This is a genomic window from Rhizobium sp. CF080, from assembly GCF_000282095.2.
Classification (GTDB): domain Bacteria; phylum Pseudomonadota; class Alphaproteobacteria; order Rhizobiales; family Rhizobiaceae; genus Neorhizobium.
In genome coordinates this window covers 388,423-414,146 of record NZ_AKKC02000009.1, presented here as the reverse complement: position 1 = coordinate 414,146, position 25,724 = coordinate 388,423, and the positions used below count along the sequence as shown (strand labels likewise).

Here is a 25,724-nt window from a genome sequence, read left to right as displayed (position 1 = left end):
CCGTCTGCGATACCGCGAGCCATTCGGACGGGCTGCAGAAGCGCGGCGCGACATCCTCGGCATTCCACAAGGCCTCGGCGACCTCGGCCTCGCGGCCGGCACGGGCGAGAACCGAGAAGATCACCGGCCGGCGCATGACTAAGAGGTGGTTCGGATTGGGATCCGTCTCGAAGCCGGAAATATGATCCTCGAGGACATGCCGGTGGAGAAGGTTGATCGACATTAAGCTGCCCTCAGAGATGCAGTTTGCTGTTTTCGGGATCGACGAAGACCGACGGGCAGACTTCGCAAAGCACGTCCGAGCCGCGCAACCCGTCCCAGACCATGATCCGTTCGCCGAGCCGTTCACGGCCGGATTTCAGCATGGCGAGCGCGATGAAATGCCCCGATGTCGGCGAGAAACAGGCCGAGGAGACGAAACCCTGGTCGTTGGCGAGCGACGGTTTGGCGCCGTCCTTCAGCAGATGCGCGCCGGCCTTGATCTCCTTGTCGGCCTCGATCGGTTTGAGGCCTACGAGCTGCAGCCGGTCTGCGGCCGTCAGGCCGAATCGAGTCGAGAGACGCTTGCCGATGAAATCCGGCTTCTGCATCGCCATCATCCGGCCAAGCCCGACATCGTCCGCCGTGGTGCGGCCGTCGAGCTCGTTGTGGGTGACATGCCCCTTTTCGACGCGCAGCACGTTTAGAGCCTCGACGCCATAGGCGCAGATCCCCTCTTCATGGCCCGCATCCATGATCGCGTCGGCAACCGCCTCGCCGTAACCGGCGGGCACCGCGAGCTCGTAGGCGAGCTCGCCCGAGAAGGAGATGCGGAAGAGCCGCGCCTTCAGCCCGCCGCGTAGCGTGACCTCCCTGGCGGCGAGGAACGGAAAGGCCGCGTCGGAAATATCGTCCTGCACGACCCGGCTCATGATGATTCGCGCCTTCGGCCCGGCAAGCGACATCTGCGCCCACTGATCCGTCGACGAGACGAACCGCACGTCGAGCTCCGGCCAGAAGGTCTGGGCCGAAAACTCGAGATGAGCGAGGACTTCGGCGGCAAAGGCCGTCGTCGTGGTCATCACATAGTGGGTCTCGGAAAGCCGGCTCGCGGTGCCGTCGTCGAAGACGATACCGTCCTCGCGCAGCATCAGCCCGTAACGCGCACTTCCGACCGGCAGTTTCAGAAAGCTGTTCGAATAGATACGGTCGAGGAACTCCGCAGCACCTCGCCCGAAGATCTCGATCTTGCCGAGGGTGGAGACATCGCAGAGCCCCGCATTGGCGCGAACGTTGAGCACCTCGCGATCGACGCTCTCACGCCAGGTCTTTTCGCCCTCCCGGGGGAACCAGGCGGAACGGTACCAGAGGCCGGATTCGACAAAGGTCGCGCCGTTCTTCCGCGCCCAGCTATGCAGCGGCGAGGTACGCACCGGAGCGGCATGTTCGGCCCGCGCCGTGCCGGCGAGAGCGCCGAAAGAGACCGGTGTGTAGAACGGCCGGAAGGTCGTGGTGCCGATCTCGGCGGGCGATACCCCGCGCATGCCGGCGACGATGCCGGCCGTGTTGACATTGCCGAGCTTGCCCTGGTCGGTCGCCATGCCGGCGGTCGTATAACGCTTGGTGTGCTCGATATGGCGAAAACCCTCGCGCTGAGCGAGGCCGAGGTCGCCGACATGCACGTCGTTCTGGAAATCGACGAAAGCCTTGTCCCGGGCGCCCGGCACATACCAGAGCGGGGCGAAGGACGGGTCGTATTCGCCCTCGACCTCGGGTGTTTCGAGGGACCTCACCAGCCTGCCCAGCGCATCGAGCGCCGCATGCGCCTTGGCCGAACCGTCCTTCAGGCAATCCCCGAGCGACGCCTGGCCGGCAGCCGAACCGGCCGCCACGAAAGCGCCGCCGACGTCGGGCGCCAGGAATGCCTGTTTCCCGTCCGACCACACGGGCTTGGCGCCGCGCTGGCACATAAGATGCACGATCGGCGACCAGCCGCCGGACACGGCAAGCGCATCGCATCCGATCACTTCCTCGAAGCCTGAACGCTCGGCGATCAGCCCCTCGATGCGGTGGCGCCCTTTGGTGGCGATCACCGAGCCGTTGCGGATGATGCGGATGCCGTCCGGCACCGGATCGGCCGATTGCGGCCGCGCATCGATGATCGCGGTGACATCGACGCCCTGCGCGAGGAGATCGGCCGCGGTGCGATACCCGGAGCCGCCATTGGTGAAGACCGCGACCTTGCCGCCGACAGCGACGCCGTAGCGGTTGAGATAGGTGCGCGCGGCCCCCGCCGTCATCACGCCCGGCTTGTCGTTGCCGCCGAAGACGAGCGGCCGCTCCTCCGCCCCGGTGGCGAGGATCGCGCGCTTGGCAACGACCCGCCACAGCCGCTCCATCGGCAGGTCCGACGATGGCGAGGCCACATGTTTCTGCACCCGCTCGACCGCACCGAACACCATGTCGTCATACCAACCGAACACGGTCGTGCGCGGCATCAGAGTGACATTCGGCAACGTCGCCAGTTCCTCGACGACCTCAGCCGCGAATTCCGCAGCCGGCTGGCCGCCGACCGCAGCGCTTTCCGACAGCAGCGAACCGCCGAACCTGAACCCCTCGTCGGCCAGAATGACCCGGATCCCGGCCCGGCCGGCCGCAAGCGCCGCCATCAGGCCGGTCGGGCCTGCGCCGATCACCAGCAGGTCGCAATGCGCCCAGGACTTTTCGTAGCGGTCCGGATCGGCCTGCATGGTGACCTTGCCGAGCCCGGCGGCGCGGCGGATCAGCGGCTCGTAGAGCTTCTCCCAGAGTACGCCCGGCCACATGAAGGTCTTGTAGTAGAACCCGGCGCCGAGGAACGGCGAGAAGAGATCGTTCACCGCGCCGAAATCGTGCTTCAGCGACGGCCAGCGGTTTTGGCTAGCCGCAGCGAGGCCATTGTAGAGCTCGACCACCGTCGCCCGGGCATTCGGCTCGGCGCGCGCCCCGGACCCGATCGTCATCAGCGCATTGGGCTCGGCGGACCCGGCCGTCAGCACCCCGCGCGGACGATGATATTTGAAGCTGCGGGCCATCAGCATCTGGTCGTTGGCAAGCAGCGCCGAGGCGAGCGTATCGCCCTCGAAACCCTTGTAGGTCCGGCCATCAAGGGTGAAGTTGAGCGACTGGCCGCGATCGATCGCGCCGCCCGATCCGAGACGATAGGAGGTCATTCGGCAGCTCCCGCCCGCTTGAATTCCGAAGCGTCGGTCACGCCGAAGACCTCATGGGTGAGGTTGTCGCGCTCAACCACCAGAAAGCGGCGGCAGCCGGCGACGTGGTGCCAGTACTCTTTGTACCGCCCCTTCGGATTGTCGCGGACATAGACATAAGCGTGCCAGGTCTCGTCCTTGGCCGTCGGCGAAGGGCGTTTCGGCGCGGCGGCGCCGCGGATCGAAAACTCTTCCTTGGGTCTGGTGCCGCAATGCGGACAGGTGATCAGGCTTGCCATGGGGGATCTTGCTCAGTGGAGGTTCGGCTGAGGGCCGCGGCCCGCTTCGTCGATCGTGTAGCCGCGCTCGAACCGGTCGAGCCGCATGAAGCGCGAGACGTGATGCGTCTCGTTTTTGGCGATCAGGTGGGCGAAACAGAAGCCGGAGGCAGGCGTCGCCTTGAAGCCGCCGTAACACCAGCCGCAGTTGAGATAGAGATTGTCGATCGGCGTGCGGTCGATGATCGGCGATCCGTCCATCGACATGTCCATCACCCCGCCCCAGCTCCTGAGCACTTTCGCGCGCGACAGGCCGGGGATCAGCGACACCCCCTCCTCCATCGTGTGCTCGACGGTCTGCAGGTTGCCGCGCTGCGCATAGGACGAATAGAAGTCGATCTCGGCGCCGAACACCAGCCCGCCCTTGTCCGACTGCGATATGTAGAAATGGCCGGCGCCATAGGTGATCACGTGGTCGACGACGGGCTTCAATCCTTCCGAGACGAAGGCCTGCAGCACATGCGTCTCGATCGGCAGTTCGAGATCGGCCATCCGCCCGACGGTGGTCGTATTGCCGGCCGCCGCAAGCGCCAGCTTGTTGCAGCCGATGAAGCCCCTGGTCGTCTCGACCCCGACGACAAGGCCGTTCTCGCGGCGGATGCCGGTCACCTCGCAATGCTGGATCAGGTCGACGCCGTGGGCATCGGCACCGCGGCCGTAACCCCAGGCGACCGCGTCATGCCGCACAGTCCCGGCCCGCTTCTGGTAGAGCGCGCCCATGATCGGGAAACGGGCGTGGTCGAAATTGAGATAGGGCGCTTTCCGGCGCACCTGCTCGCGGTCGAGCAGTTCGGCATCGACGCCATGCAGGCGCATGCCGTTGCCCTTTCGCGCGTAGTGATCCCGCTGGCCGTCGGAATGGAAGAGGTTGAGCATGCCGCGCTGCGAGACCATGGCGTTGTAGTTGAAATCCCGCTCCAGCCCTTCCCAGAGCTTCAGCGAAAATTCGTAGAACGGGTTGTTGCCTTCGAGCAGGTAGTTGGAACGGATGATCGTCGTGTTGCGCCCGACATTGCCGGAGCCGAGATAGCCTTTTTCGAGCACCGCGACATTGGTGATGCCGAATTCCTTGGCGAGGTAATAGGCCGTTGCCAGCCCGTGCCCGCCGCCACCGACGATGATCACGTCATAATGCGGCTTCGGCTGCGGTTCGCGCCAGGCGGGCTTCCACATCCGGTTGCCGGACAGCGCTTCCTTGAAGATCGAATAGGCCGAATAACGCATGCTTTTCCCTGTCTCTCGCCGCGCTCACATTCGCATATGCGAGAGAAAGGACAAGCGCAATCAGGACACTGAAGAGCCCGGATGCGACGAAACGCCCACCCTGTCCGCCGCCGTTGCTTTCCGGTCACGCCGCCCTTGAAGGTGAGCATGTTTCTGGAGTGCCGCCCCAGCCTTTTCAAAGGCTTGGCCGCTCCGCTCTCCCCGCCTTCGCCACCTGCCTTAGACTTGGTGGCAACCGAACGGAGAGAACCATGGCTGACACGACCGTAAACCTGAACATGCCTTTCATCCTGCCCTCGCAGGCGCAGAAACACGTGACCCACAACGAGGCGCTGCTGCGGCTCGATACGCTGGTGCATCTGACCGTCGTCGCGGAACTCGCAACCCCGCCCGGCGCCCCCGCGGAGGGTGCTTGCTACCTGGTCGCGACCGCGCCCACCGGCGCCTGGACCGGCAAGACGGGACGTATCGCCTCGTGGCAGGACGGCTACTGGGCATTCGCAGAACCGCGTATAGGCTGGCGCGCCTGGTTCCTCGCTGTCGAAAAGCTGAAAGTGTTTTCCGGCACGCTCTGGCAGGACATTCCCCTGCCCGCCACCGGCCGCGTCGACGAACTCGGCATCAATGCGACGCCCGACAGCACCAACCGGCTGGCGCTTGCCTCGCCGGCAAGCCTGTTCAGCCACGCGGGCAACGGCCACCAGATCAAGGTCAACAAGGCCGCCTCCGCCGACACGGCCTCGCTGCTCTTCCAGTCAAACTGGACGGGCTATGCGGAAATGGGCCTTGCCGGCAATACCGAGTTTTCCGTCAAGGTCAGCGACGGGACGACCTGGAGAACGGGGCTGTCGATCTCGGCCGCCGGCCATGTCTCGCAACCGAACCAGCCGGCTGCCCGTGCCTTTCGCAGCGGTACGAGCTTCACCCCAACGGCCGGCCAGCAGAGCGGTTTCACCACGCTCGCCCTCGCCCACGGCGGTTTTTCTCTAGGCGCCGCGGTCGCCGGCGGCGGCAACCGGGTCGTGGCCCCGGCGACCGGCCTCTATCTCGTCGCCCTCAATGTCTCGGTCCTGTCGTCGTCCGGCCATGCGACCAGCCTGATGCTCAATGCAACGCAGACGCTTATTCTGATGAACGGCATCGCCGGTGGAGCACAGATACAATCCGCGACGGGAATTTATTCCTTTTCCGCCGGGGACTACCTGACGCTCGGTCATGCGGGAACGGCACAACTGGAACTGGGCGCCGGAAAGACGGAACTCTCTTTGGCAATGCTGTCATGAAGGCGCGGCGGAAACATCTATTCATGCTTAACAACCCGTTAAATTGACGGATGACTCCGTGATGGAGGTGTTCTATTACGGACCACCGCTGCCTCTAGGGCTTCGGGCGTCGAGTACGGGTGGCTGGTTTTGAGTGTTCCTGATCTGCATGACGACACCGCCGACAGGTCGCGCGGCGGGCGGCATATCGCGCCGCCGCCAGCCCGCATCCGACAATCGGCCTCATCCGTTAAATCCGGCCTCGGATCCAGCGGCAGCCTCCGAATGCAGCTCGCCGCCAAGCGGGCGATCGACATCGGCGTCTCGCTTTCGGCGCTGATCATGCTCCTGCCCGTGATGCTGGCAGTCGCGCTCGCAATCCGCCTCGACAGTGAGGGATCGATCCTCTTCACCCAGATGCGCTGGGGCAAGGACGGCCGCAGGTTCCGGGTCTACAAGTTCCGCTCGATGCGCACCGATCTCGGTGATCAACGAGGGATCGCGCAGACCGTGCGCAACGACCCACGCGTCACCCGCGTCGGCGCCCTCATCCGCAAGGCCAATGTCGACGAACTGCCGCAGTTGCTGAACGTTCTGAAAGGCGACATGTCGCTGGTCGGCCCGCGGTGCCACGCGATAGACATGCTGGCAGCCGGCATCCCCTATGAGGACCTGGTTCCCGACTATCATCGCCGCCATTCGATGCGGCCGGGCATGACCGGGCTGGCACAGATGCGCGGCCTGCGCGGGCCGACGGATCGCGCCGGCAAGGCGCGCGCCCGCATCGCCTGCGACCTCCATTACATCGACAATTTCTCCATTTTCCTCGACCTGCGCATCATGTTCGGCACGCTGCTTGCCGAATTCCGCGGCGGCGAAGGCTTCTGATCTCGCTTTTTCGCAGGCAGCCTGACGCACCGAAACGCCGTATTTTCCAGGCCAAACAGCCTTTTTCGTCCTGCCTTGGGACACGCAATGCGATTGTTGCCACAGTCGGAACAAATGCTGCGGCCTATTTAGTCAAATATTAAAACTGGGCGGCTAGGCTCACCGACGTGGTCTTGCGTTGTGTAGAGAGTTCAATGACCGAATTGATACGTCCCCGAGTAAAATATGTCATCGGCCCCGATGGCAGCCCCTTGACGATCGCCGATCTTCCCCCGGCCAATACGCGCCGCTGGGTCATCCGGCGAAAGGCAGAGGTGGTAGCCGCGGTTCGCGGCGGCCTGTTGAGCTTGGAAGAAGCCTGCGAGCGTTACACGCTCACCGTCGAGGAATTCCTGTCCTGGCAGTCCTCCATCAACGACCATGGCCTCGCCGGCCTGCGCACCACGCGCATTCAGCAATATCGTCACTGACGCCGAATTCGCGGGCTCGGACCCGCACCGGAAAACAAAAGGTGCCGCTGCCACGAACGCAACGGCACCTTTCGGTTTCTAGGAATCGGTCAATTCTGCCCCGATCCGATCCGGGACAGTGACGGCAGCAGCCCGGCGATGATGGCCGAGGCGGCGTAGAACCAGAGGCCGGGCTGTGAGACCGCAACAGCCAGGCCGCTGCTCTTTGCCGCAAAGACGACGATCGCCACCAGCATCACGTCCATCATCGACCATTTCGAAAGATGCGGCATCGCACGGCGGAAAAGTCCGGCCTCCGCTGTCCGGCCGGAGAGCTGCACCGCCAGCCCGGCGAGCTTGACGATCGGAAAGACGATCGAAAACAGGCCGACCACCAGCGACAGCGCCACATCCCCCTCCCGGAAAAGCGCCGCGACGAGTTCCAGCAGAGACGGCGTCTCGCTGAAGAAATAGAGTCGCTCGAATCGGATGATCGGCAGGAACAGCCCGAGCGCCAGGAAGATTGCAGCCAGCACCAGAAGAAGTGGCCGTAGCCAGTTCATCGCTTTCTCCGTTGACGATGTGTCACGCTTGGGTCGGCCGAGCGGCTATTTCCCTTCGGCCCTTCCCGTATTACATCATCGACGGAAGCACAAAAGCGGGGTCATCATGAATATCACCCACGAAGAATCGCGATCGGGCGGCCGTTATCTGGCCGAGGTCGAAGGTCATTTTGCCGAAATGACCTATTCGCGCGCATCGCCGGAACTTGTCATCGTCGATCATACCGGCGTTCCCGACGAGCTCCGTGGCAAGGGGGTCGGCCAGGCTCTCGCATTGCATGCGGTCGAAGAAGCCCGCAAGGGCGGCTGGAAGATCATTCCGCTCTGCCCGTTCTTCAAGGCCCAGGTGGAACGCCACCCCGAGTGGCAGGATATTCTTCGTTAACGCAGAGGCCGGACCCCGAATCACAGGGATTAACGAAAATTAAAAACGGAAATGGGGCCCGGCACCGCGGCACCGCCCCAGATTATGACATTTCCGTCGTTGATGCCGCCCGACTTTGCTAAGCCCGGGCGCGCATTCCGCCATCGCGCTCTTCGAGCGCCGAAGCCTTGGCAAATTCGGCTTCTGCTTCCTCAAGCGCCAGTTCGGCACTTTCTTCCTGGACCTTCAGCTCGCGAATCGAGACCTGAAGATTGTCCGCGCGCTGGCGGGCTGCCTTTGCGAAGGTCGGATAAGCGAAGTGATTCCGGTCGGTAATCCCGGATTTCTTCTCTTCCAGAGTGATCTGATGCTCGAGTTCTTTGGACATTCTCTCGAATTCGGCCATCATCATCTGCAATTGCTGCAGTTGACGACGCTTTTCGGTGACCTGAAAACTTTTCAGGCGAACCAGGCTGTCACGCGACTTCATACGCAATACTCCGTGGATAGCGAGACCCAGGCCCGTGTATCCGGATTGGTACACTCCGGATCAAAAAATTTTCGCGACGTTAATAAATTGGGCTTCGCGTTAACCTTTCGTTTACGGGCATCATTAATGATAAACCGGATCGTTTAAGGGTCGGTAAATGCCAGGGCCTAAATTGGCCGCGACAATGTATGAGTCGAATGAATCACTTAGCGGAATTTCCTCAGCCGCTGATTCAAACCTGGTGATGACCAATCCTCAAGGGAAATCAGGTTGCTACTAATTTTGCTTAACGAAATGATGAACCTTGCCAGGTTAAATCATAATTTGTTAACCATTTAGTGGCAGCTTCCAAATCAGGCTCAGTCTGGATCCGTATCGAGTAAGGGGGCAACGAGACCTTACGCGGCGGTAAAGGGGAAAAATATGCGGGTTCTACTCATCGAAGATGACAGCGCGACTGCCCAGAGCATCGAGCTAATGCTGAAATCGGAGAGCTTTAACGTTTATACGACCGACCTCGGAGAGGAAGGCGTCGATCTCGGCAAGCTCTACGACTATGATATCATTCTCCTCGACCTTAACCTGCCCGACATGTCGGGCTACGAAGTGCTTCGCACTCTGAGGCTTTCGAAGGTCAAAACACCGATCCTCATCCTGTCCGGCATGGCCGGCATCGAGGACAAGGTCCGTGGTCTCGGCTTCGGCGCCGACGACTACATGACCAAGCCCTTCCACAAGGATGAACTGGTCGCTCGCATCCACGCGATCGTCCGCCGTTCCAAGGGTCATGCACAGTCGATCATCGTTACCGGCGAACTGATCGTTAACCTCGACGCCAAAACCGTCGAAGTCGGCGGCCAGCGCGTTCACCTGACGGGCAAGGAATACCAGATGCTGGAGCTCCTCTCGCTCCGCAAGGGTACCACGCTCACCAAGGAAATGTTCCTGAACCACCTCTACGGTGGCATGGACGAGCCGGAACTGAAGATCATCGACGTCTTCATCTGCAAGCTGCGCAAGAAGCTCGCCAATGCTGCCGGCGGCGCCAACTACATCGAAACAGTCTGGGGCCGTGGCTACGTGCTGCGCGAACCGGAGGCGGAATACGCCGAAACCGCCTGAGCTGCCTGATAGTCCCCTTTCGAAACGTCCGCCTGGTCTGCCCGGCGGACGTTTTGTTTTGAGCCGCCTGCGGACCCGAAACGAAACGTGACGAAAACGGAAAAGCGGCCGCCGGGCGGGCCACCGCTGGGCGAGTGGATGTCGCTGTGTGAGAATCAGGCGGCCTGCGCCAGCGCCGAGAAGACGGACGTCAGGATCTTGCGATCAAAGGGCTTCAGCAGGAAGTCGTCCGCACCGGCGCGCTTGCCGGCCATCATCTTCTTCAGGTCGGCCTCGATGACGCAATAGAAGATACGGATGTTCTTGCCGTTCGGCATCGCCCGGATGGTGCCGATGAGGTCGAGCGCGCCTTCCAGCCCCGCGTCGACGATCAGGAAATTGGGAAGCTCGGCATTGCAGCGCGTCACCGCCTCTCGCGCCGTGCCGGCCTCGACGACGAGGAAGCCCAGTTCCGACAGGATGCGCTTGCCGACCGTTCGCACAATGTCCGATCCATCGGCAATCATCAAACGCTGCATCCTATTCCCCTGACCTGACCCGCTCTCGTTCCGAGCCTTGATCATAAGGAGGATGGCACTAATGAATGGTTACCCTTGGGCGCGAATCAACTGCAGATCGTCTCAAGCAGCCACGGTTTCGGCGATGAAGACGATCTTGTCTTCCGAAACCACGTGCCTCAGCTCCATGCCGGACTCTTCCGCAAGCAGCACCGTGTAATAGGGCTGGATCGAATGGGCATCGATCGGCTCTTCGAGCGTACCGCTGGCGATCTCGACGAATTTGGCCGGCACGCGCATCATCCGTCCCTTGATGGTGAGGATGAACTTCGCGTCGTATTCCGGATTTTCCAGCGTCACGTCGACCGAGCCGCCGCGGGGAATGCCGGCATAGGCGACGAGGAAGAGGTTGAGGAGCAGCTTGACCCGGTTCTTGGCGATGATCGCCCGCGGTCCGTTCCAGGTGACCTCGGTCTTCTTTTCGGCGATGGCGAAGTCCTTGGCGGCCTTTTCGGCCTCGCCCGTATCGATCGACGCGCCGACGGAACCGGAGGCGCCGAAAGCGAGACGCGCAAACTTGAGGCGTACCGAGGCATTGAGGGCCGAAGTGCGGATAAGGTCGAGCGCGTCGCTGTCGGCAGCACCTTCGTCGAGGAGTTCGAGGCCGTTGTTGATCGCGCCGACGGGGGAGATCACGTCATGGCAGACACGGCTGCACAGAAGTGCCGCGAGATCTGGCCCGGCAAGGGTAAGATTCGGATTCTTCGGCATGTAGGTCTCCTGTTTGGGAAATGCTTCCCCCTTGTCCGCCTTGCCATTTGAAGGTTGCGCGGGGATGGAGCAATGTTCCCGGTCATAATGACACCATATTTGGTAAACCGATTATTAAGATGATGGCCCCAAAATGGATGAGCCTTAAGCATGATGCAAAAGGCGTGCCCCTGGATGATACAATCATGGATCTGACAATGCGCATCCACACTCCTTCCGCCCTCGCCCGTTTCGCAGCGACGGTGTTTGCCGTGATCGCAGCCGTGGCGGTCTTCGCAGGCCCGGCATCGGCCCAGCAGGGCTCCAACCAATATTCTGCCCAGGAAATCGTCGACGCCGGCCACGGCTTCTTCGGCTCCACCAGCGGCGGGCTTGCCAAGGTCGTCGAAAACGCCTTTGCGCAATACGGCCTGCCGAACGGCTATATCCTCGGCCAGGAAGGTTCGGGCGCCTTCATCGCCGGCCTGACCTATGGCGAGGGCGAACTCTACACCAAGAATGCCGGCCAGCATCCGGTTTTCTGGCAGGGCCCCTCGCTCGGCATCGACTATGGCGGCCAGGGCACCCGCGCGATGATGCTGGTCTATGACCTTCCCTCGGTGAACAGCCTTTATGCCCGCTTCGGCGGCGTGTCCGGCTCCGCCTTCGTGGTCGCCGGCGTCGGCATGACGGTGCTGCGCAACAACAATGTGATTCTGGTGCCGATTCGCACCGGCCTCGGCGCTCGCCTCGGCATCAACGTCGGTTATCTGAAACTCACCCAGTCGCCGACCTGGAACCCTTTCTGAAATTCGCCATTATCCTCCCCGGATAACGGAGGGGATTTCATGTTTTTCACCGCAGCGGCCGGTAATCCGGCCTTCTGTCTGAAGAGCGCTTGTCGGTTGAATGCGACCATGCTTAAACAGCCTGCGCATTCCCATCCAGACCGCGAAACGGCCGCATCGTGATCCAATTTGCTCTTCTGTTCGGCTTGGGTTTCCTGAGCGCCGCACTTGCAGTGATGCTGATTGCCCCGGCGGTTCACAATCGCATCGTCCGCTATACCGAAAACCGCATCAAGGCGACGCTGCCGATCAGCCCGCAGGAAGTCCGTGCCCAGCGGGACATGGCGCGCGCCGTTTATGCGGCAGAGAATGCCCGCACCAAGCAGGAACTCGTCCAGGAAAGGGACAAGGCCGTTGCGCTGCAGATCAAGAGCGACAGCCTTGCCGAGGAAGCCAGGCAGCTTCTCTCCGAAATCACCGACCTGCGCGCCCAGATCGACACCATGGATGTCGAGGCCGCCGACGCCCGCTCGCGCCTGCGCCAGGAAGACAGCTATATCCAGCAGTTGAAGGCAGCCCTCGAAACCGCCGAGGAAACCATCGCTGCCAAGGAGCTGGAAATCGACAGCCTGCAGCAGCGCCAGCTTCTGATGATGGCCGACGCCGACAATTTCCGGATCGACCTTTCCACCCGCGACACCGAGGTGGAGAACCTGAAATTCCGGGTCACCGCCCTGCGCGACGAACGGGACACGCTGCGCAACGACGTGCGGCTGCAGACGGCCCGCGCCAAGGATGCTGAGACAAGGCTCGCCCAGGAGGAAAACCGCGTCCAGCGGCTCGAGGACAAGCTTGCGCGGGAAATCGCCGACCGCGCCGACAGGGAGACAACGCTGGAGCGCCGTCTTGCCGAGATCGGCCGGCTGCGCGATAAACTGAAAGGCGCCAATGCCGAGGCGCGGGATGCCAGTCGCGCCCTTCGCGATTCGGTTCTCGTCCGCCCGGTGGTAAAAACTACGCCGAAGAAGAAGATCACTCCGGAGGACATCAACCTGCGCGAAATTCCGCATGCGCCGCCTCCGAGGCAGGCCCGGATTGCCGGGCAGCAGGACGTCGATCCGGTGGTGGCCAAGATGGCCGACGATGCCCGCAACAGGGCAACCGCGCTTTCCGAACGCCTGCAGAAGGGCAGCGGCAACGACGAAGCGATCCGCCAGGAACTCGCCTCGATCGCCGCCAGCATGGTGGCCATAACGGCGGCATCCGAAGGTTCGGCCTCGCCGATCCACAAGATCCTGTCCGGCAAGTCCGGAAACGGCAACCGGGAGAGCCTGGCCGCGAAGTCGAAAAAGACGCTCGCGTCCGCCCGGGACGCGAACAGCTGAACCTCTATAACCTGCCCTGCGCCATGGCGATCTCGTAGAGCGCGATGCCGGTCGCCGTTGCCGCATTGAGGCTGTCGAGGCCCGGTGCCTGGGCAATCCGCGCCGACTGGATGCGGGTTAGCACCTGCGCCGGCAGCCCCTCGCCTTCCGTTCCGGTGATCAGCACCATGCGATCGGAGGCCGGCACGTTGCGGATTTCCACCGAACCCGCCGGCGAGAGCCCCCACACGGCAAAACCGCTCTCCATCAGCGCCGCCAGAATGTCCGACATCGTGCCGTGTCGCGCATAGGGCACCGACAGCACCGCTCCGACCGAGACGCGCAGCGCCTTGCGGTAGAGCGGATCACAGCAGCCCTCATCGAGCAGTACCGCATCGGCGCCGAAGGCTGCGGCATTGCGGAAGATCGAGCCTATATTGTCGTGATTGGCAATGCCGAAGGCGGCAACCACCAGCGCCTTTTCCGGCAGCGTGGCGACCAGTTCCGAAGCCGTCCTCTCCTGCCGCCGGCGCCCCAGCGCTAGCACGCCGCGATGCAGGTGGAAACCGGCAATCTGATCAAGCACCGCGGCCGAGGCGACATAGACCGGAACATCCGCGGGAAAGCTGGCGAGGATGTCCGAAAGCCCGGCAACCCGGTTTTCAAGCAGCAGGATCTTTTCGGTTACAAAATCACCGCCCGAACCATGCGCGGTGGCGAGCATCCTGAGCACCACGGTGCCTTCCGCGATGAACCGCCCCTCCCGCCCGGTGAGGTCCCGCTCGCGGATCGAGCGGAACTCGGCGATCCGCGGATCGTCCGCGTCCTCGATGCGGACCGGCGCCATTATTGCGGTATCGCCACCGTCACATCGGCGACGATGCGGCCGGCAGCGATATCGTAGATCAACACCTTCTGGTCGCCGGTCAGCAGCCCGTAGAACAGGATCTGGCTGCCGGAGAGCGATACGCCCTGCACGACAAAGCCGGGCGGCAGTTCCGCGGTTGCCGCAAGCGGCTGGCCGGCCGGTACCGAGAAGCCGCCCGTCGAGGCGATCGCCTCCGGCTTGGCCGGCCGCTGCGCGACCTTGTAGACAATGGCGCCAAGGACCGCCATAAAGCAGACGAACAAGATCCCGCCCGAAACGAGTATCAGAAGCACCATTTTCCGGCGGATTCTCTCCATTGCCGGATCAAGCGGCTCTTCCTTTTCCTCGATTTCGGGTTGGGGCATGAGGGCGGCGTCCTTGTTTCTTGTCGAATGCTATCGGAATGATTGAATGAACGATCCCTTTAAAGAAGCCGAGCGCCCAAGGAAAGTCCTCACCGCCTCCGAAGAGGCCGAAGGGCGGCTGGATGCCTGGCTGACATCCGTTCTCGACGGCGAGTTTTCACGAAACCGCATCAAGGCGCTGATCGAACAGGGTGCCGTCAGGCTGAATGGCAAGGTCATCACCGAGCCGAAGAAGAAGATCACCGCCGGCGACGCCGTCGAGATCGACCTTCCCGAGCCCGAGGACCCGGAACCGAAGGGCGAGGATATCCCGCTTGAAGTGCTTTACGAGGATGACGACCTGATCGTCATCGCCAAGCCGGCTGGCCTCGTTGTCCATCCCGGCGCCGGCAACTGGACCGGCACGCTGGTCAACGCGCTGATTTATCACTGCGGCGCCAGCCTTTCGGGTATCGGCGGCGTCAAGCGCCCCGGCATCGTCCACCGCCTCGACAAGGATACCAGCGGCGTCATGGTCGCCGCCAAGAACGATATCGCCCACCGCCACCTCGCCGACCAGTTCGCCGATCATGGCCGCTCGGGGCCTCTGGAGCGCGCCTATCAGGCGGTCGTCTGGGGCCGTCCGCGGGGCCTCAAGGGCACGATCGACGCGCCGCTCGGCCGCGCCGGCGACCGTACCAAGCGCGCCGTGCAGAAGGAAGACAGCAGCGACGCCCGCGAGGCCATCACCCATTACCAGGTGATCGAGCGTTTCCACGAGAAACCGGATGCGACGGCACTTGCCGCGCTGATCGAATGTCGGCTGGAAACCGGCCGCACCCACCAGATCCGCGTCCACATGGCCCATATCGGCCACCCGCTGATCGGCGACCAGGACTATTCCGCCGGCTTCAAGACAAAGGCGAACCTGCTGCCGGATTTCGCCAAGGGCGTCGTCAACCGCTTTCCGCGCCAGGCGCTGCACGCCTTCCTGCTCGCCTTCGAACATCCCCGCACCGGCGAGGTGATGGAATTCGAAGCGCCGATGCCGGAGGACATGGCGGAGCTGATCGAAGCGCTGAAGGCATGAAACGGGTGGTTTGAGGAGTTGTCGGGGAGTATATAGCTTCTCGTCATCCACGAGGCCCCCATGAGCCAGTTCGCCGTCACAAAGCTCCTCGACACCGACCTGATCCAGGTCCGCGACGTCGTGTGCAACGGCGATTGCCGGCATCGCAGCGGCGAGGAATGCTCGCATGCGACGAGCCTGGTCTTCCCCTATCGCGGCGTGTTCATGCGTCATGTCGGCGGCGACGACACGGTGGCGGAAGCCAACCAGGTCCTGTTCTTCAACTGCGACGAGGCCTACCAGATCAGCCATCCGGTCGAAGGCGGCGATTCCTGCCTGAGCATGGACGTGCCCGAAGCGATGCTGGAGGAACTGGTGCCGGCCGAGCACCGCAATCCCAAGGGCTCTCGCTTCGTCTTCAACAAGCAGCGGCTGAGGATCGACGAACGAGCCCAGGCGCTGGTGGCGCTGCTGCGCCACAGCCTGATGCGCGGCGCCGCCGAGACGCTGGAGGCGGAAACACTGGCCATGACGCTGGTGCGCCGCTCCGTCGGCGTGCGCACCGCCCGCGCCGCGACCGCCAGCGCCGGACGCCAGAAGCTGGTGGATCGCGCCAAGCTCGCCCTCTCCTCCGATCTCGCGCGCCGCTGGACGCTCGCCGAGATCGCCGGAGAAACCGGCGTCTCGCCGGTCTACCTGACCCAGGTCTTCCAGCAGGTGGAGGGCACACCGCTCTACCGCTACCAGCTTCGCCTGCGGCTGGCGCGAGCCCTCGATCTGCTCGGCACCTATGACGACCTGACCGACCTTGGCTTCGAGCTCGGCTTTTCGAGCCACAGCCACTTCTCCTCCGCATTCCGCCAGGCCTATGGCCGCACACCGGCGGAATTCCAGAGATTTGCCGGCTTGAGATAGCACGGCCGCAAAGTCGCTAAAGATTCTGACAGCGCAAGACCCCGCCAAAGTGCTTTTCTTCTCCCGTAACATCCACATCGGGAGATGCCACCATGAAAGAGAACACCTGCGCCGCCTGCGACTGCGAACTCGATTCGACCCGGATCGCGGTGAAGATCAGCGGCAAGACGGTCGAAGTCTGCTGCGAGGAATGCGCCGAAGCATTGCGGGAAGCGGAAGTCGCGACCCGCACGGCCCGGGCAGCCGGCAAGTAGACGGCAGCCAACACCCCAACAACCGACATCGAGGCGGGCGGCAGTCGCCCGCCTCCTGAACGCCGGCCGCGGATCGGCCGGCATCCCTTCAGGAGAAAGATCATGAAGAACGAGAACCGGGCGGTCTTTGACCGCGCATCGGAACGCTACCACCTTGCCTTGGAACTGTTGCCGGTGGCGGCGGCCAAGCCAGCAGAAACCGACGATACGGCCGCCGTCGAGACATCACTTCTGCGCCGCCTGATCGCCGTCATCGCCGCAAAACTTCGCCAGCACCGGAACCGGCTGGCGCTGCTCGAGCTGACCGATGATCAGTTGAAGGATATCGGCGTTTCGCGCAGCCAGGCCTATGGCGGTGTCAGCCGCTACCGCCGCGGCAACGCGCATGCGGTCGAACGCAAATGCCTTTGAAATCCTGCAGAAATAGGCAGGGTCAAGGCACGCCTAAATAATTCCGAGTCATGGTCGGAATTATACCACCTAAAGCCAAGTCAAAGGATCGTCAAAGTTTTGCTTTATTTGCCTCTATTTCTTCGATGCGAATGAAATAGCGGCGGAACCAAGCTCAACCATGGGGACAACTTGTGCATCGCGCACGATGCATTTGAAAATCCGCCAGATGACCGGAGGCAGGTTGGATATGAATTCGGGCCTGCGGAAGTTCATCTTTCGTGACCTGCCGACGATCGAGGGATATATCGATCCTCCCGACGCGCTGGTTTTCCTGTCTCTTCTTCAGGTGCAGAAGAACAACGGGCTGGATGGAGGCATTGCTGAAATAGGCGTCTTCTACGGGCGCTCCTATTTCCTTCTGAAGAAGGTCGGCAACGGCGAGGACAAGATCCTGGCGATCGATCTCTTCGATATCGGCCAGGCGTCGGACGGGGCGCCGACGCAATACGGCCAGTTCCTTGCCAATGGCCGCCGGCTGGGTTTGGACGTGGACGAGGAGCTGATCATCAGGGGCGACAGCACCCTGATGCAGGCCGACGAAATCACCAGCAAGGTCGGCCGCACCCGCTTCTTCAGCATCGACGGCGGCCATACGCTGCAGCATATCGCGGCCGACAGCCGGCTTGCCACGGACACGCTCGCCGACCACGGCATCATTGCCTTCGACGATACATTCAATCCCGCCTGGCCGGAGGTGACCGTCGGTGTCGCGGACTTCCTGCGGGAGCGCAAGGATATGTTCTCGACCTTCTGCATGACCAAGTACAAGACCTATGTCTGCCGCAACGAATTCCACGAGTTCTATCTGAAGGCGATCACCGAGGCCCCGGACCTCCTCGCCTTCGACCATGTGGAAACGGAATTCCTCGGCTCGAAAGTGGCGCGATTGCACAATCCGATGAGCCGTCGCATGGTCTATGAACTGATGGTGCGGTCGGGCATGCGGGCCTTTTCGGAACGCGTCTATCGCTGAAATCAGCAGCGGCGTATATTACGATATTGTAATGATATAACGCTTCTGTGATGACTTGAATCACTGTTCTGCCGTACTTATCTGTCACTTGGGTCGGTGCGGGGTCGAAAATGACCCGCGCCGCTTGGCTCGCCTTCAGCATGCACAGCTAGATCAAAAAGGGAGCCGATATATAGATCGGAAAGGGGTGCTTTATGGCCCGCAATAATCTGCCTTCCATTACCGCCGGCGAAGCCGGCCTCAACCGTTATCTCGATGAAATCCGCAAGTTTCCCATGCTGGAGCCGCAGCAGGAATACATGCTGGCGAAACGGTATGCCGAACATGCCGACCGGGATGCGGCCCACAAGCTGGTCACCAGCCATCTGCGTCTCGTGGCGAAGATCGCCATGGGTTATCGCGGTTATGGCCTGCCGATCGGCGAAGTCGTCTCCGAAGGCAATGTCGGCCTGATGCAGGCCGTCAAGAAATTCGACCCGGAACGCGGTTTCCGCCTGGCAACCTATGCCATGTGGTGGATCAAGGCCTCGATCCAGGAATATATCCTGCGCTCGTGGTCACTCGTGAAAATGGGCACCACCGCCAACCAGAAGCGCCTGTTCTTCAACCTGCGCCGGTTGAAGGGCAAGATCCAGGCGATCGACGAAGGTGATCTGAAGCCGGACCAGGTGGCCGAAATCGCCACCAAGCTGAACGTCTCCGAGGAGGAAGTGGTTTCCATGAACCGCCGCCTTTCGGGCGACGCTTCGCTGAACGCGCCGATCCGCGCCACCGAAGGCGAAGCAGGCCAGTGGCAGGATTGGCTGGTAGACGACCACGAAAGCCAGGAAGCCGTGCTGATCGAGCAGGATGAGCTCGATACGCGCCGCCGCATGCTGGCCAAGGCGCTGAGCGTTCTGAACGAACGCGAACGCCGCATCTTCGAGGCCCGTCGCCTGTCCGACGATCCGGTGACGCTTGAAGAACTCTCGGCCGAGTTCGACATCAGCCGCGAACGCGTCCGTCAGATCGAAGTCCGCGCCTTCGAAAAGGTGCAGGAGGCGGTTCAGAAGGAAGCGCTCGCCCAGGCGAACGCCCTGCGCGTCGTCGACGCGTAAATCCGGCTCGACGCGACGATAAAATAGGGGCTGCTTCGGCGGCCCCTTTTCTTTATCTGGCATCCGTGAACTCGGACGGAGAAGCAGGGATGGCACCGCATATCACGCTCAGGGAACTTGCCGGCAGCTATGCCATCGCGCGGCTTGGAGCCGCCGACCCCGTTCCCGCATGGGCGGATGGCGATGGTTTCGTCAGCATCAGCCGCTCCGGGGACGAACTCTCGATCACCTGCCGCGAGGAACGCGTGCCGTCCGACATCAAGCAGGATGGCGGCTGGACCTGCTACAAGTTCCAGGGACCGTTCGCGTTCGACGAAACCGGCATCGTGCTCTCGGTGATCCGACCGCTGTCGGAAAACGGCATCGGCATTTTCGTGGTCTCCACCTTCGACGGCGACCACCTGCTGATCAAGACGGCCGACAAACCGAAGAGCCGCGAGTTGCTGCAGGCGGCAGGTCACGCGCTTCTCTAGAAGCCGGTGACGACACTGTCTGGAACGTCAGGCGGCTTCGGACGGCTTGACCTCTTCCGCGATCCGGGCGCCATTTTCCCGTTCGGCAAGAGCAAGCTCATAGGCGGTCTGCAGATCGAGCCAGAAACGAGCGGTGTTTCCAAAATACCGTGCCAGTCTCAGGGCCGTATCGGGAGAGACGCCGCGCTTTCCGTTGAGAATGTCGGTGATCCGCCCTGACGGCAGGCGGAGTGAAAGGGCGAGCTGATTGGCCGACAGACTGCGCGCGGTCAATTCGCGTTTCAAAATGCGACCAGGATGAACTGCCATCATCTGCATATCCTTCCCTAATGATAATCGAAGATCTCTACGTCCCAGGCATTTCCGTCCCTGAACGTGAAGCAGATTCGCCGCGGCCCGTTGATCGTCATCGCCCACTGCCCCGCCCGATTTCCGGAAACCTTGTGAAGGCCGACGGATTTTAGTGGGCTGAGGTCGTTAAGGGACGACGCCGCGTGGAGCGCCGCCAGCAATTCGATCGCGGCTTCTTCATCCATGCCCGAAAACTTGGCTTTGCCTTCCTCGGCAAAGCGACGGGTAGAACTATTCGCCCACGACTTGATCATGGCAGAGCGTACTACGCCGCGCGTAGTACGTCAATTATTGTCGGCGCGCCTCCAAGCACCCGCCTCGGTTCACTGCCCGCTGGCGGTCGCGCCGAGCGTGCCCCATTCGCGGATCGCGTCGTTGAAGGCGCGTTCGCCTTCCGGGCCCTTCTGGAGGGTCAGGAGCGCGCGGCGACCGTTGCGATAGGCGATCGGGATGTCGATCCAGTTGCGGTTACGCAGGAGTTCCAGATTGGTCGTGCGTGCGTCCGGGAAATCGTTGAGCGCGATCATGTGGAAGTCGTCGGTGATCTTGGCGGGCACGGCGATCAGCGCGTTGCCGCGATCCTGCTCGCTCGCCTTCATGGCGATGCGCTGCACGCTTTCGATTGCGCCACCTTCGAAATCCGGCGGCACGGCGAAGACGATCTCGACCAGATGGCTTGCCGGCAGCGATGGGTCGGTATTGCGCTTGAAGGTCATCAGCGCCGTCAAACCCCTGCCGGGCACGTTGATGCGACCCTGGACAACCGGTTCCTGCCGGCCGTTCGCGCCCGCCTCGCGCTGCAGCGACCAGGAGACCGTGCCATCGATGGCCGTCGGCGCGGTCTGGCCGATCCGCTCCTCATAGAGGAAGATCTTCTGGCCTGCGACCGCCGGAGCATCCGCCGGGCTTGCAGAAGGCGCACTGGCGGGCGGCGTGGCAGCATTCGGAGCCGGCACGGCCGGTGGGGTCTGAGCCGGCACCGGCGCCGCATTGGCGCTGCCGTTCGGAGCCCGCGGGGCTGCGGCCGGTGCGCCGGGTGCCGGCACCGGTTGCGCCGGAGGCGTGGCGGGCGGAGCGTTGAGCTGCGCTACCGACTGGCCTTCCGCATTCTGCGCCAGGCCAGCGGTGACACCCGGTCCTGAATCGACCTCGCTGCCGTCGGCCATCAGCCGCTGTGTGAACTTGGTCCCGGCCGTCGATCCGTCCGCCGTGCGGGGCGCAGCAGGCGCCGGCGTGTTGGCCGCACCGTTCGGCGGTGTGGCCGGGGTGGAAGGCGTCGAAGGGGTGCGGTTGGGCTGCGGGGTGGCGGGTGCAGGTGTCTGCTGCGCCGTCTGGCCTCCGGGCAGGCTCGACTGGATGAGGCCGTCAACCATGTCGTTCAACGAGTCGCGGTTCATCCAAATCGCATAACCGCCGCCGCCGACCAGCAGGAGGCCGACGATCGCCAGCACGATCCCGGCATAATTGCGCTTGCGCACCGGAGTGACCCGGTAGGGCCTCGCCGGCGCATGCATGAGGTCGTCCGCATCCGCATCGGTGTGAAGCGTGCTGCGCGCGCCACCGCCCGAAGAGGACGGAGCATCCTTGTTGAAGCCGATCAGCTCCTCGAGATCGCCCCATGGATCGTTCTCGGCCGGTTTTGCGGGCGCGTCGGCGGATTTCTTGGGCTGCTGCTGATCGAGATATTCGGCGAACGGATCGACACTGGCGGCTGCCGCCCCTGCCGCTGCCGCTGCGCCGGACGGCTGTCCGAGCTCCGGAAGATCGCCGACAGAAGGCATGCGGACCGTATCGGCCGCCGCATGGGTCTCTGCATCGAAATGGGCATCGACCGGGGCGCCGTGCCCGTGATCGATCGGTACGACAGGGCCGACTGTCGCGAGTTCGGGCACATCGTCCCATGCCGCGGCTGCGACCGCATCCTGGTTCGGCGCCGCAGGCTCAGCCTGCGCCGGCACTTCCCAGCCCCAATCCTCTTCCACCGGCTTGGCCGGCTCGCTCGCAGTGGGGGGCTCCGGCGGCTGATAGGCATCGACCGGGTGTTCGACCTCGAACCGCTCCTCGGCCGGATGCTGCCCTTCGAAAGGATGCGGTTCGTCGCGCCACTCTTCCACGAATTCGGGAGCGGCCTCCTGGGCGGTCTGTTCGCCGCGCGTCGGATACGGGAAATCGTCCTCGACCGGCTCGCTCTCGACCGGCTCGGCGGCAGCAGGCTCGGCAGCCACGGGCTCGACATTGGCCGATTCCGGCACAACCGGCTCGGATGCCGGCAGGGGGGCCGCCGTCGGAAATTCGATCGCGCTCTCGTCGAAAGCGTGCGGAGGCTCGGGCGCCTGTTCGGAATGATCGCCAGGTGCCGGCTCTTCCGACGGCACGTCGTCCCGCCAATCGCCATATTGCTGGGCTGCGGGCTCCTCGTGGCCGGGAGCTACCGCGACCTCTTCCTCCTCATGGAGGACAACGGGCTCGGAGGCCTGAGGCTCCGCATGGGCAGGCTCCGGCTCGGCAGGTTCCGCAGGAACGACGGCCGGTGCCGGCTCTTCATAGCCGTCCTCGTAAAAGACGGGCCGCTCCGCGTGAACGGCGGGGGCCGATTCGGCTTCGACCGGGGCGGCTGCGGGCTCATGAGCCTCCGGCGTCTCAACCGGCTCGGCTGCGGGCTGCCCGTCATCCTGGTATTCGGAGACCTGTTCCGCCGGCTGTTCGGCGGCTGATTCCTCGCGATAGTGTTCGGCGGGCGCCTCCTCGACGGGAGCCTCCTCGGCCGACTGAGTATCAAAAACGGCCGCTTCGGCAGCTACCGGCTCCAGCGCTTCGGCATGTTCACCTTCGACATCGAGAATGGCTGCTTCGAGCTTATCGAGCTGCCGCCGCAGCATGTCTTCTGGCGGACGCGGCTTCATGTTCTCGAGTTGCCGCTGTACGGCGCCACGAGCCTTGTCATACACCTTCGCGCGCATCTCCGGCGTATTGTTCGCCAGACCGTCAACGGCGCGGCGGATCACCGCTACAAAATCAGCCATCAGCACTTTCTCATGTAAGCCGGCCCGAAGGCCGGCCGAATGGTAATCAATTCTTGACTTTAATCTTCAAACGGGTCGGTCACAAGTATGGTGTCGTCCCGCTCAGGGCTGGTGGAAAGTAGGGCAACCGGCGCGCCGATCAACTCCTCCACCTGGCGGACATATTTGATCGCCTGGGCCGGCAGGTCCGCCCAGGAACGTGCCCCGACGGTCGATTCCTTCCAGCCTTCGAGGGTGACGTAGATCGGCTCCACGCGAGCCTGGGCGCCCTGGCTTGCGGGAAGGTGGTCGATCTGCTGGCCATCGAGCATGTAGCCGACGCAGATCTTCAGTTCGTCGAGGCCGTCGAGCACGTCGAGCTTGGTGAGCGCGATGCCGGTAATGCCGTTGGTGGCGACCGACTGGCGCACGAGCGCCGCGTCGAACCAGCCGCAGCGGCGCTTGCGGCCCGTGACCGTGCCGAATTCATGGCCCTTCTCGCCGAGGAACTGGCCGATCTCGTCCTTGAGTTCGGTCGGGAACGGGCCTTCGCCGACGCGGGTCGTATAGGCCTTGGTGATGCCGAGGATATAGCCGAGCGAGCCCGGCCCCATACCGGAACCGGCAGACGCCTGGCCGGCAACCGTGTTCGACGACGTGACGAACGGATAGGTGCCGTGGTCGATATCGAGCAGGGACCCTTGCGCGCCTTCGAACAGGATGCGCGCGCCCTTGCGGCGCTGCTTGTCGAGCAGTTCCCAGACCGTCTCGCGGAACGGCAGCACGCGGTCGGCGATCGAGGTCAGTTCCTGCATGATCGCCGCGTGGGAGACTTCCTTCTCGCCGAGACCGCGGCGCAGCGCGTTGTGGTGGGTGAGAATGCGGTCGACCTTGCCCGGCAGCGTTTCCAGGTCGGCAAGGTCCATCACGCGGATCGCACGGCGGCCGACCTTGTCTTCATAAGCCGGGCCGATGCCGCGGCGGGTGGTGCCGATCTTGGTACCGCTGTTGGAGGCGGCGTCTTCGCGCATGCCGTCAAGCTCTCGGTGCAGCGACAGAATCAGCGTGGCGTTGTCGGCAACGCGCAGGTTCTCGGGCGTGACCTTGACGCCTTGCGCGCCGAGCTTTTCGATTTCGGCGAGCAGCGCATGCGGATCGAGCACGACGCCGTTGCCGATCACCGCGATCTTGCCGGGACGGACGATGCCCGAGGGCAGCAGTGAAAGCTTATAGCTGACGCCGTCGATGACGAGCGTATGGCCCGCATTGTGACCGCCCTGGAAACGCACCACGATATCGGCACGTTCGGAAAGCCAATCGACAATCTTGCCCTTGCCTTCGTCACCCCATTGCGAACCAACCACGACTACGTTCGTCATCTGCGTTTCCTGTATTGCGGGCAAAGCCCCACGCGACCACACGCGCACCTTCCGTAGATCAATATTGATATACGGTCGATGCGCCAATTTGATTTTACATGCACTGCCTTTGGCGGAGGGAACTCGTTCAAGGGCATTGCAAACGGCCGCATCTATAAAGCCTCGGCCGATGGAAAGCGACCTGTTTGTCACTCGGGCGTGGTTTTTACGTGACAAAAGCGTGGATCGCACGCTATTTCCCGCCCGCCATCCCTGAAATCGCCGCCATCTTCGGGCGCCGGAGACCATCTTGCATAAAAAGGCCTATCTCTCGCTCATCATTGCAACCCTGGCATGGGGCGGCAATGCGGTAGCGGGCAAGCTCGCCGTCGGTCATGTCAGCCCGATGATGCTGACCTTCTGGCGCTGGTTCCTCGCCGTCGCCATCATCTTCGCCATCTCCTTGCCGCAGCTCGTCAAGGACTGGCCAGTCGTCAGGAAAAACCTGCCGATTCTCCTTTTCCTCGGTGTCGTCGGTTATGTCGTCTTCAACGCCGCGCTCTATACCGCCGTCAACTACACGACGGCGATCAACGTGACGGTCGAGCAGGCGGTCATCCCGATGCTGATCTTCGTCATCAATTTCGTCCTGTTCAGGATGAAAGTGTCCTGGGCCCAGATCCTCGGCTTCACCCTGACGCTTCTCGGCGGCGCCCTCACCGCCGTCCACGGCGACTTGAGCGCGCTGGTGACGCTGACCGTCAATTCCGGCGATGCGATCATGATGATCGCGATCGTCGCCTACGCGATCTACACGGTGGCGCTCAGATGGCGCCCGAAGGTCGACTGGCGCACGCTGATGGCCATCCCCGCCTTCTTCGCGATGATCTTCTCGCTGCCGCTGGCATTCTGGGAATATTCGAGCGACCGGCTGATCTGGCCCGATACGGAAGGCTGGATCGTGGTCCTCTATACGGCCATCTTCGCCTCGCTGATCGCCCAGGTGCTCTACATCAAGGGCGTCGAGGAGATCGGCGCCAACCGGGCCGGGCTGTTCATCAATCTCGTGCCGGTGTTCGGCACGCTGCTGTCGGTCGCCATCATCGGCGAGAGCCTGCAGCTCTTCCATATCATCGCGCTGGCACTGGCACTCGGCGGCATCGCCATCGCCGAATGGGGAAAGCCCCGCGCGCACTGACAGGCCTCCTGAAAACGGAAACCGCCGGCTCGTGCAAACGAACCGGCGGTACTGAAATCCTCGCCCGATGAAATCCCGCCGCCTGGCATATCGGCGGGAT

Annotated in this window: 28 protein-coding genes and 1 pseudogene; 15 read left to right on the top strand and 14 right to left on the bottom strand. The window is 62.8% G+C overall.

Annotation, left to right across the window (positions count from 1 at the left end; translation table 11 throughout):
* The 4 genes and pseudogenes from PMI07_RS22420 to PMI07_RS22405 form a co-directional block, all read right to left on the bottom strand.
* Positions 1-223: pseudogene (locus PMI07_RS22420) on the bottom strand (sarcosine oxidase subunit gamma); the annotation flags it as partial.
* A gap of 10 nt (positions 224-233) precedes the next feature.
* Positions 234-3,191 carry a sarcosine oxidase subunit alpha family protein gene (locus PMI07_RS22415; RefSeq protein ID WP_024164047.1) on the bottom strand — a complete coding sequence of 986 codons (2,958 nt, stop codon included), beginning with the start codon at positions 3,189-3,191 and terminating at the stop codon, positions 234-236.
* Positions 3,188-3,469 carry a sarcosine oxidase subunit delta gene (locus PMI07_RS22410; protein WP_007772771.1) on the bottom strand — a complete coding sequence of 94 codons (282 nt, stop codon included), beginning with the start codon at positions 3,467-3,469 and terminating at the stop codon, positions 3,188-3,190. The genes PMI07_RS22415 and PMI07_RS22410 overlap by 4 nt, the downstream gene beginning before the upstream one ends.
* 12 nt (positions 3,470-3,481) lie before the next feature.
* Positions 3,482-4,732 (bottom strand): sarcosine oxidase subunit beta family protein, encoded by a 1,251-nt coding sequence (locus PMI07_RS22405; protein WP_007772769.1) that lies wholly within the window; start codon positions 4,730-4,732, stop codon positions 3,482-3,484.
* A 251-nt stretch (positions 4,733-4,983) separates the two neighbouring features.
* On the opposite strand from PMI07_RS22405, the gene PMI07_RS22400 reads away from it, so the two are divergent.
* From PMI07_RS22400 to PMI07_RS22390, 3 genes are all read left to right on the top strand, one after another.
* On the top strand, positions 4,984-6,015 hold the full coding sequence (locus tag PMI07_RS22400; RefSeq protein WP_024164046.1) for a DUF2793 domain-containing protein: 1,032 nt from the start codon (positions 4,984-4,986) through the stop codon (positions 6,013-6,015).
* 207 nt (positions 6,016-6,222) lie between these two features.
* Complete coding sequence (locus PMI07_RS22395; protein WP_245277219.1) at positions 6,223-6,882, top strand: sugar transferase; 660 nt, start codon at positions 6,223-6,225, stop codon at positions 6,880-6,882.
* 194 nt (positions 6,883-7,076) lie between these two features.
* Positions 7,077-7,352: a DUF1153 domain-containing protein gene (locus PMI07_RS22390; protein ID WP_007769470.1), complete on the top strand. Its 276-nt coding sequence runs from the start codon at positions 7,077-7,079 to the stop codon at positions 7,350-7,352.
* A gap of 89 nt (positions 7,353-7,441) precedes the next feature.
* Here PMI07_RS22390 and PMI07_RS22385 read toward each other — a convergent pair whose 3' ends face one another.
* Complete coding sequence (locus PMI07_RS22385; RefSeq protein ID WP_007769467.1) at positions 7,442-7,894, bottom strand: paraquat-inducible protein A; 453 nt, start codon at positions 7,892-7,894, stop codon at positions 7,442-7,444.
* Between the two features lie 106 nt (positions 7,895-8,000).
* Between PMI07_RS22385 and PMI07_RS22380 the strand changes: the two genes are divergently transcribed.
* Positions 8,001-8,279: a GNAT family N-acetyltransferase gene (locus tag PMI07_RS22380; protein WP_007769466.1), complete on the top strand. Its 279-nt coding sequence runs from the start codon at positions 8,001-8,003 to the stop codon at positions 8,277-8,279.
* A 118-nt stretch (positions 8,280-8,397) separates the two neighbouring features.
* Here PMI07_RS22380 and PMI07_RS22375 read toward each other — a convergent pair whose 3' ends face one another.
* Positions 8,398-8,748, bottom strand: coding sequence for a hypothetical protein (locus tag PMI07_RS22375; RefSeq protein WP_007769465.1), 351 nt, complete (start codon positions 8,746-8,748; stop codon positions 8,398-8,400).
* A 423-nt stretch (positions 8,749-9,171) separates the two neighbouring features.
* Between PMI07_RS22375 and ctrA the strand changes: the two genes are divergently transcribed.
* Positions 9,172-9,870 (top strand): cell cycle two-component system response regulator CtrA, encoded by a 699-nt coding sequence (gene ctrA / locus PMI07_RS22370; protein ID WP_007769464.1) that lies wholly within the window; start codon positions 9,172-9,174, stop codon positions 9,868-9,870.
* Positions 9,871-10,025: 155 nt separating this feature from the next.
* On the opposite strand, the gene PMI07_RS22365 is transcribed toward ctrA, so the two are convergent.
* Positions 10,026-10,388 (bottom strand): response regulator, encoded by a 363-nt coding sequence (locus tag PMI07_RS22365; protein WP_007769463.1) that lies wholly within the window; start codon positions 10,386-10,388, stop codon positions 10,026-10,028.
* 102 nt (positions 10,389-10,490) lie between these two features.
* On the bottom strand, positions 10,491-11,138 hold the full coding sequence (locus tag PMI07_RS22360) for a histidine phosphotransferase family protein (RefSeq protein WP_007769457.1): 648 nt from the start codon (positions 11,136-11,138) through the stop codon (positions 10,491-10,493).
* A gap of 197 nt (positions 11,139-11,335) precedes the next feature.
* On the opposite strand from PMI07_RS22360, the gene PMI07_RS22355 reads away from it, so the two are divergent.
* Positions 11,336-11,926, top strand: coding sequence for an EipA family protein (locus tag PMI07_RS22355; RefSeq protein ID WP_110120859.1), 591 nt, complete (start codon positions 11,336-11,338; stop codon positions 11,924-11,926).
* A gap of 158 nt (positions 11,927-12,084) precedes the next feature.
* Complete coding sequence (locus tag PMI07_RS22350; RefSeq protein WP_024164045.1) at positions 12,085-13,290, top strand: hypothetical protein; 1,206 nt, start codon at positions 12,085-12,087, stop codon at positions 13,288-13,290.
* Positions 13,291-13,294: 4 nt separating this feature from the next.
* Here the strand turns inward: PMI07_RS22350 and PMI07_RS22345 are convergent, their stop codons facing one another.
* The gene (locus PMI07_RS22345) at positions 13,295-14,116 is read right to left on the bottom strand and encodes an RNA methyltransferase (protein WP_007769211.1); all 822 of its coding nucleotides are present in this window, start codon (positions 14,114-14,116) and stop codon (positions 13,295-13,297) included.
* A complete protein-coding gene (locus tag PMI07_RS22340; RefSeq protein ID WP_024164044.1) occupies positions 14,116-14,502 on the bottom strand; it encodes a hypothetical protein in 387 nt (128 codons plus the stop codon). Before PMI07_RS22340 ends, PMI07_RS22345 begins: the two co-directional genes overlap by 1 nt.
* Before the next feature lie 46 nt (positions 14,503-14,548).
* On the opposite strand from PMI07_RS22340, the gene PMI07_RS22335 reads away from it, so the two are divergent.
* The 7 genes from PMI07_RS22335 to PMI07_RS22310 all read left to right on the top strand — a co-directional run bounded on the left by PMI07_RS22335 (position 14,549) and on the right by PMI07_RS22310 (position 19,715).
* On the top strand, positions 14,549-15,571 hold the full coding sequence (locus tag PMI07_RS22335; RefSeq protein WP_007774772.1) for an RluA family pseudouridine synthase: 1,023 nt from the start codon (positions 14,549-14,551) through the stop codon (positions 15,569-15,571).
* A 60-nt stretch (positions 15,572-15,631) separates the two neighbouring features.
* Complete coding sequence (locus PMI07_RS22330) at positions 15,632-16,465, top strand: AraC family transcriptional regulator (protein WP_024164043.1); 834 nt, start codon at positions 15,632-15,634, stop codon at positions 16,463-16,465.
* 92 nt (positions 16,466-16,557) lie between these two features.
* Positions 16,558-16,719, top strand: coding sequence for a hypothetical protein (locus tag PMI07_RS35410; protein WP_007773291.1), 162 nt, complete (start codon positions 16,558-16,560; stop codon positions 16,717-16,719).
* 231 nt (positions 16,720-16,950) lie between these two features.
* Positions 16,951-17,130 (top strand): DUF1127 domain-containing protein, encoded by a 180-nt coding sequence (locus PMI07_RS35795; RefSeq protein ID WP_245277218.1) that lies wholly within the window; start codon positions 16,951-16,953, stop codon positions 17,128-17,130.
* A 229-nt stretch (positions 17,131-17,359) separates the two neighbouring features.
* Positions 17,360-18,145 carry a class I SAM-dependent methyltransferase gene (locus tag PMI07_RS22320; RefSeq protein WP_007774038.1) on the top strand — a complete coding sequence of 262 codons (786 nt, stop codon included), beginning with the start codon at positions 17,360-17,362 and terminating at the stop codon, positions 18,143-18,145.
* 194 nt (positions 18,146-18,339) lie between these two features.
* A complete protein-coding gene (rpoH, locus tag PMI07_RS22315) occupies positions 18,340-19,242 on the top strand; it encodes an RNA polymerase sigma factor RpoH (RefSeq protein ID WP_007774035.1) in 903 nt (300 codons plus the stop codon).
* Positions 19,243-19,331: 89 nt separating this feature from the next.
* The gene (locus PMI07_RS22310) at positions 19,332-19,715 is read left to right on the top strand and encodes an ACT domain-containing protein (RefSeq protein ID WP_007774032.1); all 384 of its coding nucleotides are present in this window, start codon (positions 19,332-19,334) and stop codon (positions 19,713-19,715) included.
* Between the two features lie 27 nt (positions 19,716-19,742).
* Here PMI07_RS22310 and PMI07_RS22305 read toward each other — a convergent pair whose 3' ends face one another.
* From PMI07_RS22305 to PMI07_RS22290, 4 genes are all read right to left on the bottom strand, one after another.
* On the bottom strand, positions 19,743-20,027 hold the full coding sequence (locus PMI07_RS22305) for a HigA family addiction module antitoxin (RefSeq protein WP_007774030.1): 285 nt from the start codon (positions 20,025-20,027) through the stop codon (positions 19,743-19,745).
* A gap of 14 nt (positions 20,028-20,041) precedes the next feature.
* Entirely contained in the window at positions 20,042-20,320 is a 279-nt protein-coding gene (locus tag PMI07_RS22300) for a type II toxin-antitoxin system RelE/ParE family toxin (RefSeq protein WP_007774026.1), read from the bottom strand.
* Positions 20,321-20,389: 69 nt separating this feature from the next.
* On the bottom strand, positions 20,390-23,089 hold the full coding sequence (locus PMI07_RS22295) for a hypothetical protein (protein WP_024164041.1): 2,700 nt from the start codon (positions 23,087-23,089) through the stop codon (positions 20,390-20,392).
* A gap of 59 nt (positions 23,090-23,148) precedes the next feature.
* Positions 23,149-24,447 carry an adenylosuccinate synthase gene (locus PMI07_RS22290; RefSeq protein WP_007763546.1) on the bottom strand — a complete coding sequence of 433 codons (1,299 nt, stop codon included), beginning with the start codon at positions 24,445-24,447 and terminating at the stop codon, positions 23,149-23,151.
* A gap of 289 nt (positions 24,448-24,736) precedes the next feature.
* Between PMI07_RS22290 and PMI07_RS22285 the strand changes: the two genes are divergently transcribed.
* Complete coding sequence (locus tag PMI07_RS22285) at positions 24,737-25,624, top strand: DMT family transporter (RefSeq protein ID WP_024164040.1); 888 nt, start codon at positions 24,737-24,739, stop codon at positions 25,622-25,624.
* Positions 25,625-25,724: the final 100 nt, after the last annotated feature.